Origin of the sequence: Paenibacillus ihbetae (genome assembly GCF_002741055.1) — a bacterium.
Classification (GTDB): Bacteria; Bacillota; Bacilli; order Paenibacillales; family Paenibacillaceae; genus Paenibacillus_AQ; species Paenibacillus_AQ ihbetae.
Genome location: NZ_CP016809.1, coordinates 1,629,832 through 1,647,091 on the forward strand (window position 1 = coordinate 1,629,832; position 17,260 = coordinate 1,647,091).

The window sequence follows — 17,260 nt, forward strand, 5'->3', positions numbered from 1 at the left end:
GTACCCTTATGGAGCGATACCGTAAACGTTTTCCATCTCTGCCTATTCCTCCGCTCCGGCAGCTACAAACTGCTTTAAAGAACGGTATGCTCCCTCATAGCGAAAACGCATGGTGTCTGTAATTCCGTACAACGGCCGGATTTCGTCCTCATTCCGGAACCCTTTTAAACTCTCCGACACGATGTCGTGCAATGCTGCCGCCCAAATATCGAGCGTAGACTCATCCTCGTCGAGCATGGACTCGTAATCCATGGTTCCGTAAATGGCCATAATGAACTGCGACCATAATTCCTGTGCGAAATAAAACAACGTCGGCTCATGAACCTCTGTCTGATCGGCAACGCGCTCCAATATTCTCGTGATCGCAGGCGGGAACTCCGAAGGGTCAAGCGGTACCGAGTCAATCTCGATTTCGACAGCTTCCTGTCCCCTCTTTAGGGTTATGCTCCCTTCCATGCCCCGTCTGCGCAGCGTCTGCAGCACGCGGAATTGAAGGAGCGGATGAAGCGGAGCCTCGCTGAGCCAGTCCGCCAGAGCCGCATCGATTTCCGGACGGTCCAGATAGGCCAGCTGCTCAAGCGCAAGGATCGTCTGCTCGGTCAAAGGTCCGTTCATGACCGAAGCGAGAAGCTTATCCGCATATCCTGCATCCTGAGCTGCCTTATCGTTGACCATCTGACGGGTCATTTCCGCTTCGTCCGGATCGTCGTTCTCCTCGGTATCGGCATGATCCTCGCGGGGTACAGCTGCCTCGGGGAAGGCAGCCTCCAGCCATTCCAGAAGGGCCCGCCATTCCTCATAGTTTCGCTCATTCTGTCCGCTGCATTGCAACAGAAACCGCAGCACCTCCATCGCTTCGCCATACCGTTCATTCTCGAGCATAACCGTTAGCTGAATCTGATAGTAATCCAGCGTCTTCGGAAACAGGATGATGTTCTTATCCTCTTGTTCGGGGGAGTAAGAGTCCTTGATAAGGACACCTCCTTTCTAGTCCTGTTTTTAATATTCGTTGATTATAGCATATGTACCACCAAGATTAAAAAAAGCGCGGATTCCGTGGATTCTTTCTATTCTTAGAGAGATCGGGATAACCGATCAAGGAAAGAGCAACCGTATTTTATCAATATAACCCCGGATTGCCTAGTCATAATCGGGCCCCATCAAAAATCTTCTATTTTCAAAAATATATAGTTGAATTATTCCAGACCATATGATAATATATTTTTTGCTTGAAAAAAATGTGTCCCAGTAGCTCAGCTGGATAGAGCAACGGCCTTCTAAGCCGTCGGTCAGGGGTTCGAATCCCTTCTGGGACGTAAAAAAACACCGCCATAATGGCGGTGTTTTTGCGTTCCTTGAGGATGAGAACTCCAGGTAAAGCTATATCTCTCGATACGGCATCAGCTGCGCCAAACGATTCAACACCGCGGCCGCTTCTTCCCGGACCAGGGTTTGTTCGGGATGGAACAAACGTCCCTCTCCCTTCATGATCTCCTGCTCATATAAAATCTGAATAGCCTTCTTGCTTGATTCCGGTAACCCCGCTGTATCCTTGAACGGCACGCGTTCCGGACTTCCAAGCGGTTGAAGCCCCAGGGCGTTAGCCATCATTACAGCCGCTTCTTCGCGGGTTACAAGCTCACCGGGTCCAAAGTACCGAAGCTTGTCACCGATAATACCAAGCTTCACCGCTCTGGAAATTTCGCCGCTATACCATCTTCCGCCCGGAACATCCGCGAACGAACGCGATGAACGAGGGTTCGCCGGCTCACGCAGGACACGAAGCAGCATAACGACAAACTCTGCCCGCGTCATGGCTCGCTTCGGTGCTAGCTGCGGACGCGATCCCGGGCTGACGCCCTGCATCCAGCCTTCCGATAGTGCCGATGCCACGTCATAGGCGGCCCACTTCGATACCTTTCCGGCGTCTGTAAAACTCGACAGTTCAGGGGATGACACGGGAAAAGGAACCGTCCGCTTCGCAAGTAACGGCGCTCGGCCCTGTCGATAGGAAGAGACGGTAAGCTCATAGACTCCGGGCTTCAGTCCAGGAAAGGATACCCTTCCGTTCTTGTCGGTTACGGCCGTTTTGCCGCCAAGCGAAACCTGGATGCCTGACGACACGGCCATGTGCCCGAACTGTCGTGTTGCCTTTTTCAATGTCAATGTGAACGGAGTATCGGCTCTAGGTGTTCCACCTATAATCTGCCCATTCTCATACTTCCATTCGATTTGGATATGATCGACGAGCGCAGTTTGATCCGAGTAATAGAGGAGCACCTCCTCCGGGTCAGAATAATAGATCAGGTCATCTTTCAAAATGTACCAGTTCCCGATGCTGCGTACAGCGATTTCCCATTTGTCCAAGCCGCCATAGCGGCCGTTCGTTACGCCTCCGATCGAGGTGAATAATGCACCGTGCTCACTCACGCGCGTTGTATATGCAACACCCGATTTCTTCAAAAAGGCAGCTGCTGCCTCCACCAAATTTTCGTTGCTCCCTAACTCCATCCACCCTTCCGCGATCGTTCCTTCAGGTCCTTCCACATGTACACGCGTCTTATTGGGAATCGGATGGTTCAAGCTTGCATACAATCGATCTCCGGCCTCGGCATACAGCTTGTAAGCAGTCAATGCCAAATAAGCTTGAACGGTCGCTTCCATGCTGGCACTGCCGTCCTCCACCTCGGCGAAAGCCCCTCCAGGGAGCTGTCTCCCAAGGAGCGTATCCATCAGCTGCACGCCGGTCTCTGAAAAAGCCGCCGCATCAAGTCCAATGCTGGATAGTGCAATCACCACGTCGGAAACAGCGGTCGTCTCAAGGTCGGATGTCCGGCTGCCCTCAAGCTTGGTTTGAAGCCAATCCAGTGCAGGCTTGGATGAAGGCTCATCGGGACTCCCTATCGCTGTAAGCACCTTCGCCGTAGTTCGAATATCGCCGGGACCAGAATCGCGGGCCGACCACCCGCCTTCCTTCGTTTGCCGTTCCCGCAGACGATAAACGATCAGATCCGGGTACCACTCCAGCCGGTTAAGAGCCGTCGGATGGTAATACCATGACATCAGGTAAGCTTCGGCCAGTTCCGGAACGCCGGCCCGTTCAAGACCCGCATGGTTCATCAGAAGCGCATGCAGATCAATGCTTCCGATGCGGTTTATATCGCCGCCAGCGGCCATATAGCCGAGTGATATACGAACATGATCGCTGAGTGAGTTGAATTTACCGCCAGCATCCATGATCCGGTCGGCTAATTTTTCACGAAAGCCTTTTGGAAGCGGCGTACGATTTTTGGCAAAACCAACGGCTCCTTCAATTGGAAAGTCCGTTTCGTTCAGTATCACGGCTTCCGCCTTCTCCAATGCCTGCTGCATCCGTTGATCAAAAACGGCTGACCGGCTCGCAGCATCCGAAGCGAGAGCATCCGATTGTTGACCGGATGTATCTGCCAGAACGCTTGATACAGGTACGGCGAGCAGGCTTAGGATCAAGACGCTGATCACGAGCCTCCGAATAACCTTATCCCCTGTCCAACCCCAACGATTCATGTCTTGATCACGATTCAAGCATCATCCCTCCAAGCACATTTGATGCATTACCATTTCTCCACTTAGGAAGGAATTTCCTACCACAGTATTCGGATGTCCGAATTTCATGTTCCTGGTTTTCGCGAAAAAATAATGGCTTTTTTCCGATTACCCTATAATATAAAAAAGAATCCTGTCGGATTCGAATGTTTTGCCAAGCTATATACATAAAAAAGGAGGATACGTATGCCTTTATGGCTCATATACGCGCTGCTGTCAGCCGTAGCCGCTGCGCTCGTGGCCATCTTCGGCAAGATCGGCCTGCAGAACATCGACGCGAATTCCGCAACGGCGATTCGATCGGTCATCATGGCTTTGTTCTTGCTCGGGGTTATAGCCGTTCAGGGGAAATTCTCGCAGCTCGGCGATATTCTAACGCAGAAAAAGGCGCTTAGCTTCATTGTGCTCAGCGGGATTGCCGGTGCCTTATCCTGGCTGTTTTACTTCCTGGCGCTGAAGTACGGCAAAGTTTCGCAGGTTGGACCGATCGATAAATTGAGCGTCGTAATTGCGGTCATTCTTGCCTTTGTTTTTCTGGGCGAGAAAATATCATGGATTAACGCGGCCGGCGTTGCCCTGATTGCGGTCGGTGCGCTCCTGGTAGCGGTGAAATAAAATTATCGTCTTGATTTTCGAAGCAGATTGGTTATAATATGAAAAACTCGATTATTACTTAAGTTCTGTGATTGGGAGAGTAGCTGCACGCGCTTCAGTCCAAGCGAGCCGGGACAGGTGGGAACCGGTACGAAGCCGTCGGTGAAACGGACCCATGAGACGGTTATCCGAAAGCATACAGTAGGGTGACCCGGTTTACACCGTTATCGTAGCAAAGGGGTCCGACCTTCATTTGAGGGTTTGACAACAAGAGTGGTACCGCGAGCAAAAGTCCTCGTCTCTTAGGAGACGCGGGCTTTTTTTATTTTTTCAGACATCGTTGTCACTGTTAAAAGGGGGATTTCACCATTATGTTAAGTCACTTTATCATTGCAAGCCTGGAACAAGCCGTAAACAAGGTGTGCCAAAGCTTCGGCACGAAGCTGCCGGATTCCATACAGGTCCGCATCGAGCAGCCAGCCAGCATGGAGCATGGAGATTATGCGACCAACGTCGCCATGCAGCTTGCCAAAGTTTTGCGCAAGGCACCCATTGAAATTGCCGGGCTGATTCAGCAGGAGCTTCAGCAGAACGCCTCATTTCTCGAACTCATAGCTTCCGTTGAGGTCGCGGCACCTGGCTTTTTGAATCTGCGCATCCGCTGGGAGGCGTGGGCGGGACAGCATTTCGAGCTGCCTACGGCCCCGGATGAGAAAATCGTCATTGAACACACGTCCATCAACCCGAATAAATCGGCGCACATCGGCCATCTGCGAAATTCTTGTATCGGCGACACCCTGGTCAGATTGATGAGAAGGCTCGGTTATCAAGTCGAAGTCCATAACTACATCGACGATTTGGGGAATCAGCTTGCTGATACGGTCGTCGGCCTCCTTCACACTCCGCTCTCTCAAGCGCATGCCCGGTTCGGGGATTATTGCTGGGATGTTTACTCTGCCACCAATCGGGCGTATATGCAGGATCCATCGCTCGTGCAGCATCGAACCGAAGTGCTTCACGCCCTGGAGGAAGGACACCAAAACCTGTCATGGATCGGACTTCTCGTGGCGGAGCGAATCGTTAAAGAGCATCTGGAGGAAATGAAGCAGTTCGGCATCGAGTATGATCTGCTGGTGTGGGAGAGTAGCATCGTGAGAGAGGGCTTCTGGGATTATGCATTTGAGCTGCTGAAGAATACGGCGTTGTTCCAGCAGGAAACCGAGGGCAGGCTGGCGGGATGCTGGGTGCTGAAGCAATCCGGCGGCGAAGAAGCTGCGGGAAATCCGGAGGCCGAGCACAGCATGGATAAGGTGCTGGTCCGCTCCAACGGCATTTTGACCTACACGGCCAAGGACATCGCGTATCACTTGTGGAAATACGGGGTGTTGGCCAAGGATTTTGCCTACAAAAAATTTACGGAGCATGTATGGACAACAAGCGCTGACGGCGAGCAGCAGCCCTTCGGCAAAGCCTCCATGGTCATTAACGTTATCGACTACAGGCAGCAATATCCGCAGGCGATGGTCAAGCAGGCGCTTGAAAGCCTGGGATTCGTCAAGGAAGCGGAGAAGCTTCGTCATGTCAGTTACGGGGTCGTTTCCCTCAGTCCGTCGGCTGCGGCGGATCTCGGAATTGATACAAGTGACGGGAAGGCCTCCTACGCGATGTCCGGGCGTCAAGGGATCGGCATTAAAATTACGGAGCTTATCGGGCAAGTGGAAAAGGTAATCGAGGAGACCCGCTCGGATAAGAACGGACTGTCCAGCCGCGAAATCGCGATCGCCTCCATCCGTTACTATCTGCTTCGCTTTGCACTTCAGACCGAGGTCGTATTTGATCTGAAGCAGGCAACCGAAATATCCGGCAATACGGGGGTATACCTGCTCTATTCCTATGCACGCGCCTTGAGCGTCCTGAATAAAGCGAAGGCATCCGGTATACAGCCAGTTAGGCCTGCGCATTTTCCAGCGATGGAAAAAGCCGAGCACGCCTTGCTGAGACACATCAGTACTTGGCAGGACACCCTCGTCACGGCCGGACGCGAGCTGACTCCGAGCGCGATCTGTAACTTCGCCTACGAGCTGTGCTCATGGTTTAACAATTTTTACTCGGCGTGCCCGATCCTGAAGGCGGAGGATGAGGTCCTCCAATTCCGCGTATGGCTGACCTCGGTGTTTCAAGAGACGCTGGGCGATGCGCTTGACGTCCTGGGGCTGCCTACACCAAGCCGGATGTAAAAATCGTATGCCAGGGCATCCGGGCCGCTCCTTATTCAAGGAATATTGCCTGATGAACGCTTAGGCTTTTCGCCTCTAAAGGACCGGGGAGTAGTCCCAAAAAAGCCGCCATCCCGATGGATGACGGCTTTTTTCCTGTTTCTATTGCAGCCCTCTAACCGTAAGTTTGACCTGGATCTTCCCACCAGTCAGGGGTTCTTCTTGAACGGTCCAATTGACGGCGAGCGCATCCTTCAAACGGTCCAGCTGTTCCTCCGTCAGCTGCAGCTGATCAATGATCCCTTCGCCTACGCGAAAGTCGGATTCCGAGCTGATGCCAAACGCCTCCTCCAGCCAGATCTTCAAGCCGTTCCGCGTATTAAATGTAATTCTGTAGCCTTCCTGTACAGCCTTCTCCAGATCCTCCCCGTGCTCCCGGGCATAGGAGAACAACTCATCGTAATGGAAATGGCCGGTTTGGGCCTTCCCGAACCGTTCCACCTCCCGTGAACGGACGGCATCCAACAGCTCTGCGGATGACATTCCTGAGTTTTTGGCATGCTCCAATAGAATGGCGGAATTTTGCGATATTTTCGTAAGCTGCATATTGATAAAGGCCTCCTCAAGGATGATCAAAAATAAGTTCCTACTATTATAAGACTCGCACGGATGTGAGACGGGAAGCTGTGTAAGATATAAACGCTACGCCGGCCGCTGATGTACTTGCTGTAGGATTATTTCATAATACCCCAGCTTTCCGTAAAAATGAACCGATTCCTCCCGCAAAAAGCTTCGGCCTTTCTCCGATCCCCCAGCACAGACTGAACGAAGCGGTTATAAGCTGTCTACGACCTCATCGAAACGTCTGCACGACAATTCCTTTGCCGTCCCTTACATTCACCTCGGCATATGCTCCATTGATCAATGTCATCTGCGGCGGGACATGCCCGCAGTCGATATCATACACGACGGGAACGCCAAGCTCCCGGGCAAGGTCTTGGTATACGTCCTCCGCCTCGTAATTCTCGACGGGACGATTTGCAGCGCTTCTGCCGAACAGAATGCCGGAGCAGCCCGCGAACCAGCCGGCAAGCTTCATCTGGACAAGAGAGCGGCGTAGATCGGTCGTAGATAGCTCGCAGTTTTCGAAGTACCACAGGATGGGCTCATCTCCGATGAATTGCTGTCGGAACCTCGTCACATCTCCGTAGGGAGTGCCGATCAGGTGGCGGATGACATCGATGCAGCCCCCGAGCAGCCGTCCCTTCATTTGGGCAGGAGCGCCCGTGACGGATTTCCATTCCGTCGGCTCCGTCAAATGGTAGACCCAGGGAGTCGGGTTGTCATGCTGCCATTCCTTCTGATAGGTTTCGGAAGATTGCTGAACGACAGACCCGCCCTTGGACGTTGACAGCACGGTTTGCCAAAGCGAAGTCATCGGATCGGTTTGCTCCCCGCGCAGATCAATGAGATTGGTGCCATGCGCTGTGGCGATGCCTTTTACTAACGTGAGCGCCAAAAGGAGCACACTCGTGTCCGAGTAGCCGAGAATCCACTTGGGTCTTGCTTGGTCAAGCTCGATATGCTCCAGGATTTCGATCAATAACTCTCCGCCCCATGGAGGAATGATCAGATCGATCTTCTCATTCTGCAGCATCGCATTCAACTCTTGTGCCCGGATACGTGCAGGAGCGGATTTAGCCTTGTCCTGCATCCAGACGGTATCTCCGGCAATCGTACGGAATCCCCTTGCCTCCATCCGGTTGATCGCTTGCGTCAATAACCCATGCAATTCGGTCTCTACGCCGGATGACGGAGCGGGTATGCCGATGGTCGCCCCTTCCTGCAAGAACGGGTATTGGATCACTGGATTTCCTCTCCTCTCATACGTATCGCTTCATACTTATAAGTTTCGTGGTTGATCAGTTTTCAGAATGCCTTTTGCCTGTGTATATACTATCTTACCATCTTAAGGGCTTGGAAGGGATACAGCCTTTCGGCTGTCGTGCAACGCAAAAACACCGCCCTTAAGGCGGTGTTATTTTACGTCCCAGAAGGGATGCGGCCTTTCAGGCCGACTGCGAAGTCAACCTCCCGAAGCGGATGCTCCGACGCCCCCCTAACTGGGGTTCTCATCCTTATGGAACGCAAAAACACCGCCATTATGGCGGTGTTATTTTACGTCCCAGAAGGGATTCGAACCCCTGACCGACGGCTTAGAAGGCCGTTGCTCTATCCAGCTGAGCTACTGGGACATATGTATACATCTTTTTCAAACAGTAACGAAATATATTATATCGCATCTTCGCCATTTTTCAAAGATTTTTTTTTGCAAAAGCATCATTCAGGGAATCAGCCCCTCGCTCGCAGGGTATTGTAATATCAATACAACATTTCAGGAGGTGGTACCCGTGAGACAGCTGCTATCCTCATTGTCGTACTTCAGCATTTTCTTTGCGCCGTTCATTCTCCCGATCCTGGTATGGCTTCTATCCCAAGATGCTTATGTGGCGAAGCACGCGCGCCGAGCGCTCTTCTCTCATCTCTTTCCGCTTCTTGCAGCCATCCCGCTCATCTATATGGCGGTAACCTCGGGCTCATTCGCTTCCGTGGTCGGGTACCTGATTCTGTTCGGCATCATTTATTTCGGCAGCTTCGTATATAATATCGTCCTGGGCATCCAGGTTCTTCGCGAACCGAGCTACTAATGCTCTTACCGAAGAGTTCGCACAATCGTGGCCTAAATAAAGAACCATGCCGTCATGTCCGGCATGGTTCTTGTTATTTATTATTTCGTTGTGATATGCACCATCTTCTCGCTGCTGTCCCACTTGACGTCAGCGCCAAGAGCCGTTGCGACGAATCGAAGCGGTACCATCGTTGTGCCCTTTACCATGCGCGGAGCGGAATCCAGCGTAACGTTCTTTCCGTTCACCACCGCCTGCTTCGATCCCATCTTCAGTTTGATTTGGGAGGAGCCCTTGACAGAGGTTATCGTTTGGGTCTTCTGATCCCATTTCACGGAAGCGTCAAGCGATTCGAAAATCGCGCGCATCGGCACCAACACGCTGCCGCCGGACATGACAGGCGCCTGGGCATAGGATTGCAGCTGTCCGTTCAGCTTGATGCGGATCGGCATTTGCCCGATTTCTCTGCCGGATTGATCATAATATTTCAGCTTCACGCTCTTCACGCGGGAATCATAGTCGATTCGCAGCGTTGTCGTCTCATGGGCCGACATGAACGTAGAGTTGGACTCCGTTCCCAAGGAGCGGCCTTTCGCATCGTATGCCGTCGATTTGACGGTAATGCGCTGGGACGCATCCCCGTTCTCGATCCCGATGGTAACGACCAGCTTGTTGTTAACGGTCATCCGGCCTTCAGCGATGATTTTCGGCGTCTGGCTGCTTCCAGTCAGGAACACTTTAATGTTGCTGGCCGCTTTGCCCGCTTCGAGCTCAGCCGCAAAATTCGCGATTTCGCTGCCGCTCAGGTAACCGGTTGTCGTATTCACTTCCAGCACCTTGCCGCTGCCATTGCTGCCGACGACGATGACGCCAACCCGGCCGCCTTCTTTACGGTTTTGGATCGAGCCGGTTACGATCAGCTTCCCGTTCTCGAGACGGCTGCCGGTTTGAAGCAGCTTCACAGCATCTTCCACCGGATCAATCGCGGATACTTTTACCGTCTTAATGAGCTTGGCTGCTTTCAATTCAACTTCGAATGCCGACACCTCGCTGCCGGTGAAGTAGCCGTCTGCCGACGTAACCTCAACCGCTTTGCCGGAAGCGTCGTATCCCACAGCCAGCATGCCCACATTGCGGCCTTCGGTTCCATTCTGAACGACACCGGTTACCTTGACCACTCCGTTGTCTGTCCTCGATCCGGATGCCAGCAGCTTGGCTTCACTTCCTGCCGGACCGGCTGGAAGCACTTCTACCCGCTTGATGCTGCTTCCGCCGTCAAGATCCACTTCATATGTATTGATTTCATCGCTCATGAAATATTCCGAGTTGCCGGCAACCTCCAGCGCATTGCCGTTCTCGTCATAACCTACGACATAAAAGCCGCCCTCTTTGCCGGAACCGCCATTGCGAACATCCGCAGTGACGCGCATTTTGCCATTGATAAGCTCATGGGATGATTCCAGTATGCTGATGCCTTCCGTGCCATCTGCCTTCACAGCTCCCTGGACGGGTCCGAAGACGAGCGAAAAAGCGAGCACTCCCGCGCCCAGCAGCTTCGTCAAATTTCTGTTTGTTTTGCGCAAATCCAATCTCCCCTTGTCTAATATGCTAGAATCGTGCTTACACTAATCTAACATTATAGGCAAGATTCCCCTCCCATCAAATAGAGGATAAGTCCTATTTCTTAATTTTGCGTAATCAACTGCTGTCATTGGTACCTATTCCCCAGAGCGATAAGCCCATCCGCTAGCTTCCTGTTTTCAGATGACCTATCCCTTGCAGAACTGCGTAATAAATGCAAAAGACATCCGAGGAATGTTGTGCTTAGGGCGGAAGCTTTTTCTTTTACTTGGGCCATGTGACACGAAAAAAGCCTGGTACGTTGGGACCAGGCTTTTTTACAGGATGGTGGAAAGCGCGCTTCATCGTTTCATGGGGCGAGCCTAAAAATAGTGCGGGCCTTCGCTCAGCCGTTGATTCAGCTGTTCGTACAGCTGTCCGGTGGAGAGCAGCTGCTGCTTGAAGGCATCCCGGTCTTCTTCAGCCGTAGATGCCGCGCTGTTCTCAAACGCCACATCCGTCGCATCCACAAAAGCATCATGCATGCTGTTATCATACCAGTCCACCTCCAGGCTGGCATTGCTGCGCACGATCTTGACCAAATCATAGCCTCCCAAGGGAGACGATGGGGTCAAATAGGCCAGCAATGCGCTTTCTCCCTCCTCTTGCGGATAAACCTCGACCTCGGCGCAAGGCGCTCCGTTCACTTCGGTAATTCGCCGTATTTTAGCATCTCGAATTGCATACATGGTTTCATTCTCCTTACCCGGATGCAAGCTTCCCTGCAAGCATCCTGCATATTTTCAAGTCAATCGGACAGCAGGCGCAGCTCCTCCATCTGTTGACGCGTTTCGGGCGTCCCTAGACGGTAGATGGTCCGGTAGACGCTGTCGAGCGAGGTCTGAAACAAGGAATTGGTGCTTTGCTCCGGAGTATCCGGCCATGGGAAGACATATCCCGGGAACGCCTCCTCTTCCTTCTCCTGCAGCATGTCCAGCTCAATACGGACCTGGTCCGCCTCTTCAGGCGTGGCCTCGATCTCCCATTCATACGGACTTGCCCCTTGTTCGGTCAGAACCGAACGGCTTTGCACGGACACATAGTAGGTTGACTTGTCCATGGACGCTTCTCTCCTTCGCTTTGAATTCGCCGTCGTTCCTTAGTTTTCGTAAAAGGACAGACATTTTATGCCTTCCTTCGGCATATATCTGTTATCACTTTGGCGGCTAAGGGAGCAGAAAGATGACACAGCGTATGATAAAGACAAGGAGAGGATGAACCGTCATGTGCGGAATAACCGGTTTTATACAATGGAACGGCGATTTGACGCAGGATTCGCAGCTGCTGGTAAAAATGACAGAGAGTTTGGCTCACCGCGGACCTGACGGATCCGGCACCTGGATTTCAAACCCGTGCGCATTCGGTCATCGTCGACTCAGCGTGATCGACCCCGAAAACGGAGCACAGCCGATGATTATTCATCAGGAAGAGGAAGTCTACGCTATTGTATACAATGGGGAATTATATAATGCAGTCGAGCTAAGAGAGGATCTCATACGACGCGGGCACCGTTTCAGCACCAAATGCGATACCGAAGTTCTCCTGGTCTCCTATATCGAATGGGGCCCCGACTGCCTGGAGCGCCTTAACGGCATTTTTGCGTTTGCCATTTGGGACAGCGCTCGTGAACAAGTATTTCTGGCGCGTGACCGGGTAGGGGTAAAACCTTTGTTCTACAGTTATATTGATGGGACGCTAATCTTCGGCTCCGAGCCGAAGGCACTGCTGCAGCATCCCAAGGTCGAGCCGGTGGTCGGGGCGGAAGGGCTTGCCGAAGTGTTCATTATCGGGCCTGCAAGAACGCCCGGACATGGCGTTTACAAGGATATTTCCGAGCTTCGCCCCGGCATGGCCATGATCTTTAGCCGGGAAGGGCTGCGAAAGTATACGTACTGGAAGCTGGAAAGCCAGCCTCATGAGGACGATGTCCTGCATACGGCGAGCTACCTGCAGGGCCTTCTCCGCGATACGGTGGAACGCCAGCTCGTATCCGATGTTCCGGTCTGTTCCTTGCTCTCCGGAGGTCTGGATTCCAGCGCGCTCTCCTCGCTGGCCGTAGACTATTACCAGCGAACAGGCCAAGGGCAAGTGCATACCTACTCCGTCGATTATGTCGACAACAGCAAGCATTTCCAGTCCCACTCCTTCCAGCCTGGCGCCGATGGGCCGTGGATCAAGCGCATGCATGAGGAGCTAGGGACCTATCATCATTGGATCGAGTTCGATACGCCCGAGCTGGTCGATGCGCTGGACGATTCGACAAGGAAACGGGATTTGCCGGGAATGGCGGATGTCGATGCCTCCCTGCTCCTCTTCTGCCGCGAAATCAAAAAAGGCGCAACGGTCGCCATATCCGGCGAAGCTGCCGATGAAATCTTCGGCGGCTATCCATGGTTTCATCGGGAAGAAATGCTCAACTCCGGCACCTTTCCGTGGTCGGTTGCACCGGAGATGCGGGCAAGTCTCTTGTCCCCCGAAATCCGGGATTGGATCCGGCCGCTGGAATACCTCGGCGATCGTTATTCGGATGCGGTGGCCGAAGTCCCGAAGCTGGACGGCGAAACCGGAGAGCAGGCGAAGATGCGGGTCATGTCATACCTTAACATCACCCGTTTCATGCCGACGCTGCTCGATCGGAAGGACCGGATGAGCATGGGCGTAGGACTGGAAGTCCGCGTCCCTTATACGGATCACCGGCTCATTGAGTATGTATGGAATATTCCTTGGAGCATTAAAACGACGGGAAACCGGGAAAAGGGGATCCTCCGAAAAGCGCTCGAAGGCGTTCTCCCGGACGATGTGCTCTATCGCAAAAAGAGCCCGTATCCGAAAACCCATAATCCGAATTATCTCGCGGCGGTCAAGGCCCAGGTGATCCGCATTTTGGACGATGCCTCCTCGCCGCTGCTGCCGCTCATCGATAAGGCGCGCATCCGCGAGCTGGCATCCTCTCCGGATGCCTCGTCCAACCTTCCTTGGTTCGGGCAGCTGATGTCAGGCCCGCAATTGTTTGCCTACCTGGCACAGGTTCACTTCTGGCTTAAGGAGTACAACGTCTCGATCCGCTAACGATGGACCTTTCAGCATAATGAAAAAGAAACCATGCCGTCTTATCCGGGCATGGTTTCCTTCGTTCCCTACATTTCCGATTTCAGCTGGGCCACAAGCTTCGACAGCGCCTCGCCGCGATGGCTGACAGCCTGCTTCTCTTCCATGGTCAGCTCCGCCATCGTTTTCTCATGGCTCGGCAGGTAGAAGAGCGGATCATAGCCGAACCCGCCTCCTCCGGCCGGTTCGGATGTAATCCAGCCGTCCACCGTTCCCTCAGCCGTCAGCTTGCTTCCCGACTGCGGATCATACAATACCAGAACGCAGACGAACCGGGCAGGACTAAGCAGCGGCTGCTCCGTGTCCTCACCGAGTTTCAGCTTCTCCAGCTCGGCAAGCAGCTTAGCGTTGTTATCCTCGTCGGCGCCGTGCGTTCCGGCATACCTGGCAGAGTACACGCCGGGCGCTCCCCCGAGCGCATCGACGCACAAGCCGGAATCATCCGCAAGCACCGGCAGCCCCAGCGCTTCGGCGACCTCCTTGGCTTTCTTGAAGGCATTCTCTTCAAACGTTGCTCCATCCTCTACGACATCCGGCAGGTCGGGAAAGTCATACATGCTTTTGACTTCCGTGCCGAAAGCTGCGAATGCATGGGCGAATTCCTTCACTTTCCCCGCATTGCGCGTCGCTACGATAAGTGTATCTCCTAGTACGAATGCCATCGCCTTACACTCCGCTTCCCGCGTTCACCGATCCAATCTTTGCCGCGATCGGTCCAAGCGCTTCCTGCTGTCTAGCGATCAGCTCGCTGATTCCTTTTTGCCCAAGCTCCAAAATCTGATCCAGCTCCTCGCGGGAGAACGGGCTCTCTTCCCCGGTTCCCTGAACCTCGACGAATGCTCCGCTCCCCGTCATGACCAGGTTCATATCCACCTTCGCCTTGGAGTCTTCCTCATAGTTCAGGTCAAGCAGCGCCTGTCCGCCCGCAATACCGACGCTGACGGATGCCAGGTAATCGGTAATCGGGAATACCGCAAGCTTATGCTGCTCGGCAATTTTATTGACCGCGATGGCCAGCGCAACGAATGCACCCGTGATGGAGGTCGTCCGCGTTCCGCCGTCCGCCTGGATAACATCGCAATCCAGGGTAATCGTCCGCTCGCCAAGCGCATTCAGATTTACAACGGACCGGAGCGCACGGCCGATCAGCCGCTGAATTTCCATCGTCCGGCCGCTCAGCTTGCCGCGGTTCGCCTCCCGCTGATTACGGGACTGCGTTGCGCGCGGCAGCATCGAATATTCGGCCGTCACCCAGCCTTTTCCCTGCCCCTTCAGGAACGGGGGAACCTTCTCGTCCACGGTAGCGGTGATCAGCACCTTGGTGTCCCCCATCTCGATGTACACAGAGCCTTCCGCATATTTATTCACATGGGTTGATAAATTCATCGGGCGAAGCTCATCGCTCTTACGTCCGTTAGATCTCATTTTTTTGCCTCCTACTTCATATCGCAATCACTGATTAGCATCCCCTATTCTACCAAAGTGTTGGCATAAAAGCACCTTTTTGGACGAGAGGCACTCCTTCGCATGATCGTCAAATGCCCTGCTCTTAAATTGAGATTTCGTTAATGAATTCCGGCGCGCTTACTGGCTCGCTGTAGTTGCGGCTGTCTTCCCCGATGACCTCGGCCAGATCATTCATATGGATTTTGACCTTCGCGTCGTCCGCGTTTTCGGATACCGTCAGCACGACGGCTTGAAGCAGCTCGACCGGAACCGCATCCCCTTCGACAAACATGCCGTCTTCAAGCGATACGGTCACCGAGCCGTCCTCCCCTTTCTCGATGGACTTCACCTTGGTATTGTCCGGAATGACCTCTGCGAGACCGTCACCGTACTGCGGGCCGCGGATCAGCTCATTTAGCGCGGCTGTAACCGCATCTTGTCCGCTCGGCACGAGCCTTGTAACCGGAACATAATACTGGATTCCGGTCGGAGTAACCGAGGAGAAATATACGGTAACCGGGGAAGAAGCGGAATACACCGCATCATCGGCCTTCTGCAGATTGATGCCCATCGAGCGGGAGAGCGGGCGATCCAGCGGCGTTTTATTCACCGGCATTTCGGTCAGGCGGGTGCCCTCTACCCATACCTGCATCTGTTCAACACCTTCATGTCCGGTCAGCGTCCAGGTCAGCGCCTCGAGAATTTTCCGTTCATCCGAAGGCTTGTATTCGGTAAATGCCTTATTAAATTCCACAACGGCCATTTTGTTCTCCGTATCGACGGTCACATTGTTGATCACCGTCCCGGCCGGCAGCACGCCTTGGAAGCCCTGCGGAATATATCCGGTATAGCGTCCCCCGCTAACGAGCACTTCCAAGGACTCCTTCAGCTCACTCCCGGCCTCCGCCTTCGGTATGCCCAGCGTCACAGGCGCAAGCATTCCCCTGGCATCGGCAAGATATACCGTCGTCTGCATGCCGATCTCGCCCTGGGCTGCCGAGGAATTCACATGATCCAACATCTGCTTCTCCACTTGAGCAGGCGGCGGGTCAATCGCTTCGGACTGTTTACCCGCAAACGGGCCGCAGCCGGACATGATAATGGGAACAGCAAGCAGCCCGGCGGCCGAAAGCCTGCGAAGATTACGTTTACTAGTCATGTATTGTTCCTCCCCTAACATTTTTAGTACAGGTTGTACTCCTATGTATACGAGCCCTTTCCAAAAAAATACCCTCCAGTTTCCCTTTCTGGACAAAGGGGTCCCTAAAAAGTACAATCGTCTTTAAGTGCGAGATCAAAAAGTCGGATTTTCAGCACCGAAGACTTCTGTTTCACTTTTGTGATCAAGACGCGACTTTTTGAACAACCTTTATACGCAGCTTTTACCAACCTACGAAAAATGAGGTGATATCCATCATGGCTGAAATGGATGCAAAAATCCCGTATAGTCTCAACAGCAAAAAGGTAGCGGAAGCCACCCGAAGCCTGCTTAAAGAGCGAGGAGTCAAGGTGGAGGAGATCGCCGAGCTGGTGATGATCCTTCAGAAGAAATACTATCCGAATTTGACGATGGAGGAATGCATTCAGAATGTGGACGCGGTGCTGAGCAAGCGCGAAGTCCAGAATGCGGTGCTGACCGGAATCCAGCTCGACAAGCTCGCGGAGGAAGGGAAGCTTATTTCTCCCCTTCAGGAAATGCTGGCCAATGATGAAGGGCTGTATGGCGTAGACGAGGTTCTTGCCTTCTCCATTGTTAACGTGTATGGCAGCATCGGCTTTACGAACTACGGATACATCGACAAGCTGAAGCCCGGCGTCCTTGAGCGGCTTAACGACAAAACGGACGGAGACGTCCATACCTTCCTGGACGATATCGTCGGGGCTGTTGCCGCAGCGGCCAGCAGCCGGATCGCCCACCGCAAGCAGGCGGAGCGGGAGCTTGAATTGTATGGAACGACCGAAGAGCTCCCTAAGGATTAGGGCATTTCACCTCCTATGGCAAAC

15 protein-coding genes, 2 tRNA genes and 1 other annotated feature are annotated in these 17,260 nt (G+C 53.3%); of the genes, 6 read left to right on the forward strand and 11 right to left on the reverse strand.

Features of this window, described 5'->3' with window-relative positions:
* Positions 1-42: 42 nt before the first annotated feature.
* A complete protein-coding gene (locus BBD41_RS07460) occupies positions 43-882 on the reverse strand; it encodes a hypothetical protein (RefSeq protein WP_077569246.1) in 840 nt (279 codons plus the stop codon).
* A 360-nt stretch (positions 883-1,242) separates the two neighbouring features.
* On the opposite strand from BBD41_RS07460, the gene BBD41_RS07465 reads away from it, so the two are divergent.
* Positions 1,243-1,316, forward strand: a tRNA-Arg gene (locus tag BBD41_RS07465).
* Positions 1,317-1,380: 64 nt separating this feature from the next.
* Here the strand turns inward: BBD41_RS07465 and BBD41_RS07470 are convergent.
* Positions 1,381-3,564, reverse strand: coding sequence for an S-layer homology domain-containing protein (locus BBD41_RS07470; protein WP_099477143.1), 2,184 nt, complete (start codon positions 3,562-3,564; stop codon positions 1,381-1,383).
* 207 nt (positions 3,565-3,771) lie between these two features.
* Here BBD41_RS07470 and BBD41_RS07475 point away from each other — a divergent pair, with 207 nt between their 5' ends.
* A complete protein-coding gene (locus BBD41_RS07475) occupies positions 3,772-4,200 on the forward strand; it encodes an EamA family transporter (protein ID WP_028407007.1) in 429 nt (142 codons plus the stop codon).
* 58 nt (positions 4,201-4,258) lie between these two features.
* Positions 4,259-4,485: a binding site (T-box leader), on the forward strand.
* A gap of 65 nt (positions 4,486-4,550) precedes the next feature.
* On the forward strand, positions 4,551-6,416 hold the full coding sequence (locus BBD41_RS07480; protein ID WP_099477144.1) for an arginine--tRNA ligase: 1,866 nt from the start codon (positions 4,551-4,553) through the stop codon (positions 6,414-6,416).
* Positions 6,417-6,557: 141 nt separating this feature from the next.
* Here BBD41_RS07480 and BBD41_RS07485 read toward each other — a convergent pair whose 3' ends face one another.
* The 3 genes from BBD41_RS07485 to BBD41_RS07495 all read right to left on the reverse strand — a co-directional run bounded on the left by BBD41_RS07485 (position 6,558) and on the right by BBD41_RS07495 (position 8,650).
* Positions 6,558-7,001 (reverse strand): hypothetical protein, encoded by a 444-nt coding sequence (locus tag BBD41_RS07485; RefSeq protein WP_099477145.1) that lies wholly within the window; start codon positions 6,999-7,001, stop codon positions 6,558-6,560.
* 247 nt (positions 7,002-7,248) lie between these two features.
* A complete protein-coding gene (locus tag BBD41_RS07490; RefSeq protein ID WP_099477146.1) occupies positions 7,249-8,262 on the reverse strand; it encodes a S66 family peptidase in 1,014 nt (337 codons plus the stop codon).
* Positions 8,263-8,576: 314 nt separating this feature from the next.
* Positions 8,577-8,650, reverse strand: a tRNA-Arg gene (locus tag BBD41_RS07495).
* A gap of 156 nt (positions 8,651-8,806) precedes the next feature.
* On the opposite strand from BBD41_RS07495, the gene BBD41_RS07500 reads away from it, so the two are divergent.
* Entirely contained in the window at positions 8,807-9,103 is a 297-nt protein-coding gene (locus BBD41_RS07500) for a magnetosome magnetite crystal formation protein family (RefSeq protein WP_077569251.1), read from the forward strand.
* Positions 9,104-9,183: 80 nt separating this feature from the next.
* Here BBD41_RS07500 and BBD41_RS07505 read toward each other — a convergent pair whose 3' ends face one another.
* The 3 genes from BBD41_RS07505 to BBD41_RS07515 form a co-directional block, all read right to left on the reverse strand.
* The gene (locus tag BBD41_RS07505; protein ID WP_099477147.1) at positions 9,184-10,665 is read right to left on the reverse strand and encodes a stalk domain-containing protein; all 1,482 of its coding nucleotides are present in this window, start codon (positions 10,663-10,665) and stop codon (positions 9,184-9,186) included.
* Between the two features lie 360 nt (positions 10,666-11,025).
* Positions 11,026-11,391 carry a hypothetical protein gene (locus BBD41_RS07510; RefSeq protein ID WP_028406789.1) on the reverse strand — a complete coding sequence of 122 codons (366 nt, stop codon included), beginning with the start codon at positions 11,389-11,391 and terminating at the stop codon, positions 11,026-11,028.
* A 59-nt stretch (positions 11,392-11,450) separates the two neighbouring features.
* Complete coding sequence (locus BBD41_RS07515) at positions 11,451-11,762, reverse strand: death domain-containing protein (protein ID WP_077569254.1); 312 nt, start codon at positions 11,760-11,762, stop codon at positions 11,451-11,453.
* A gap of 164 nt (positions 11,763-11,926) precedes the next feature.
* Between BBD41_RS07515 and asnB the strand changes: the two genes are divergently transcribed.
* The gene (gene asnB / locus BBD41_RS07520) at positions 11,927-13,771 is read left to right on the forward strand and encodes an asparagine synthase (glutamine-hydrolyzing) (protein WP_099477148.1); all 1,845 of its coding nucleotides are present in this window, start codon (positions 11,927-11,929) and stop codon (positions 13,769-13,771) included.
* Between the two features lie 68 nt (positions 13,772-13,839).
* Here the strand turns inward: asnB and BBD41_RS07525 are convergent, their stop codons facing one another.
* The 3 genes from BBD41_RS07525 to BBD41_RS07535 all read right to left on the reverse strand — a co-directional run bounded on the left by BBD41_RS07525 (position 13,840) and on the right by BBD41_RS07535 (position 16,415).
* The gene (locus tag BBD41_RS07525; RefSeq protein ID WP_099477149.1) at positions 13,840-14,472 is read right to left on the reverse strand and encodes an XTP/dITP diphosphatase; all 633 of its coding nucleotides are present in this window, start codon (positions 14,470-14,472) and stop codon (positions 13,840-13,842) included.
* A 4-nt stretch (positions 14,473-14,476) separates the two neighbouring features.
* Complete coding sequence (gene rph / locus BBD41_RS07530) at positions 14,477-15,235, reverse strand: ribonuclease PH (protein ID WP_077569257.1); 759 nt, start codon at positions 15,233-15,235, stop codon at positions 14,477-14,479.
* 124 nt (positions 15,236-15,359) lie between these two features.
* Positions 15,360-16,415, reverse strand: a complete 1,056-nt coding sequence (locus BBD41_RS07535) for a GerMN domain-containing protein (RefSeq protein ID WP_077569258.1) — start codon at positions 16,413-16,415, stop codon at positions 15,360-15,362.
* Positions 16,416-16,672: 257 nt separating this feature from the next.
* Here BBD41_RS07535 and BBD41_RS07540 point away from each other — a divergent pair, with 257 nt between their 5' ends.
* A complete protein-coding gene (locus tag BBD41_RS07540; RefSeq protein WP_077569259.1) occupies positions 16,673-17,236 on the forward strand; it encodes a phosphatidylglycerophosphatase A family protein in 564 nt (187 codons plus the stop codon).
* Positions 17,237-17,260 lie beyond the last annotated feature (24 nt).

Coding starts and splice junctions, on each gene's coding strand:
- BBD41_RS07460 (WP_077569246.1), bottom strand. CDS start 882: ATGCTCGAGAATGAACGGTATGGCGAAGCGATGGAGGTGCTGCGGTTT.
- BBD41_RS07475 (WP_028407007.1), top strand. CDS start 3,772: ATGCCTTTATGGCTCATATACGCGCTGCTGTCAGCCGTAGCCGCTGCG.
- BBD41_RS07480 (WP_099477144.1), top strand. CDS start 4,551: ATGTTAAGTCACTTTATCATTGCAAGCCTGGAACAAGCCGTAAACAAG.
- BBD41_RS07485 (WP_099477145.1), bottom strand. CDS start 7,001: ATGCAGCTTACGAAAATATCGCAAAATTCCGCCATTCTATTGGAGCAT.
- BBD41_RS07510 (WP_028406789.1), bottom strand. CDS start 11,391: ATGTATGCAATTCGAGATGCTAAAATACGGCGAATTACCGAAGTGAAC.
- BBD41_RS07515 (WP_077569254.1), bottom strand. CDS start 11,762: ATGGACAAGTCAACCTACTATGTGTCCGTGCAAAGCCGTTCGGTTCTG.
- asnB (WP_099477148.1), top strand. CDS start 11,927: ATGTGCGGAATAACCGGTTTTATACAATGGAACGGCGATTTGACGCAG.
- BBD41_RS07525 (WP_099477149.1), bottom strand. CDS start 14,472: ATGGCATTCGTACTAGGAGATACACTTATCGTAGCGACGCGCAATGCG.
- rph (WP_077569257.1), bottom strand. CDS start 15,235: ATGAGATCTAACGGACGTAAGAGCGATGAGCTTCGCCCGATGAATTTA.
- BBD41_RS07535 (WP_077569258.1), bottom strand. CDS start 16,415: ATGACTAGTAAACGTAATCTTCGCAGGCTTTCGGCCGCCGGGCTGCTT.
- BBD41_RS07540 (WP_077569259.1), top strand. CDS start 16,673: ATGGCTGAAATGGATGCAAAAATCCCGTATAGTCTCAACAGCAAAAAG.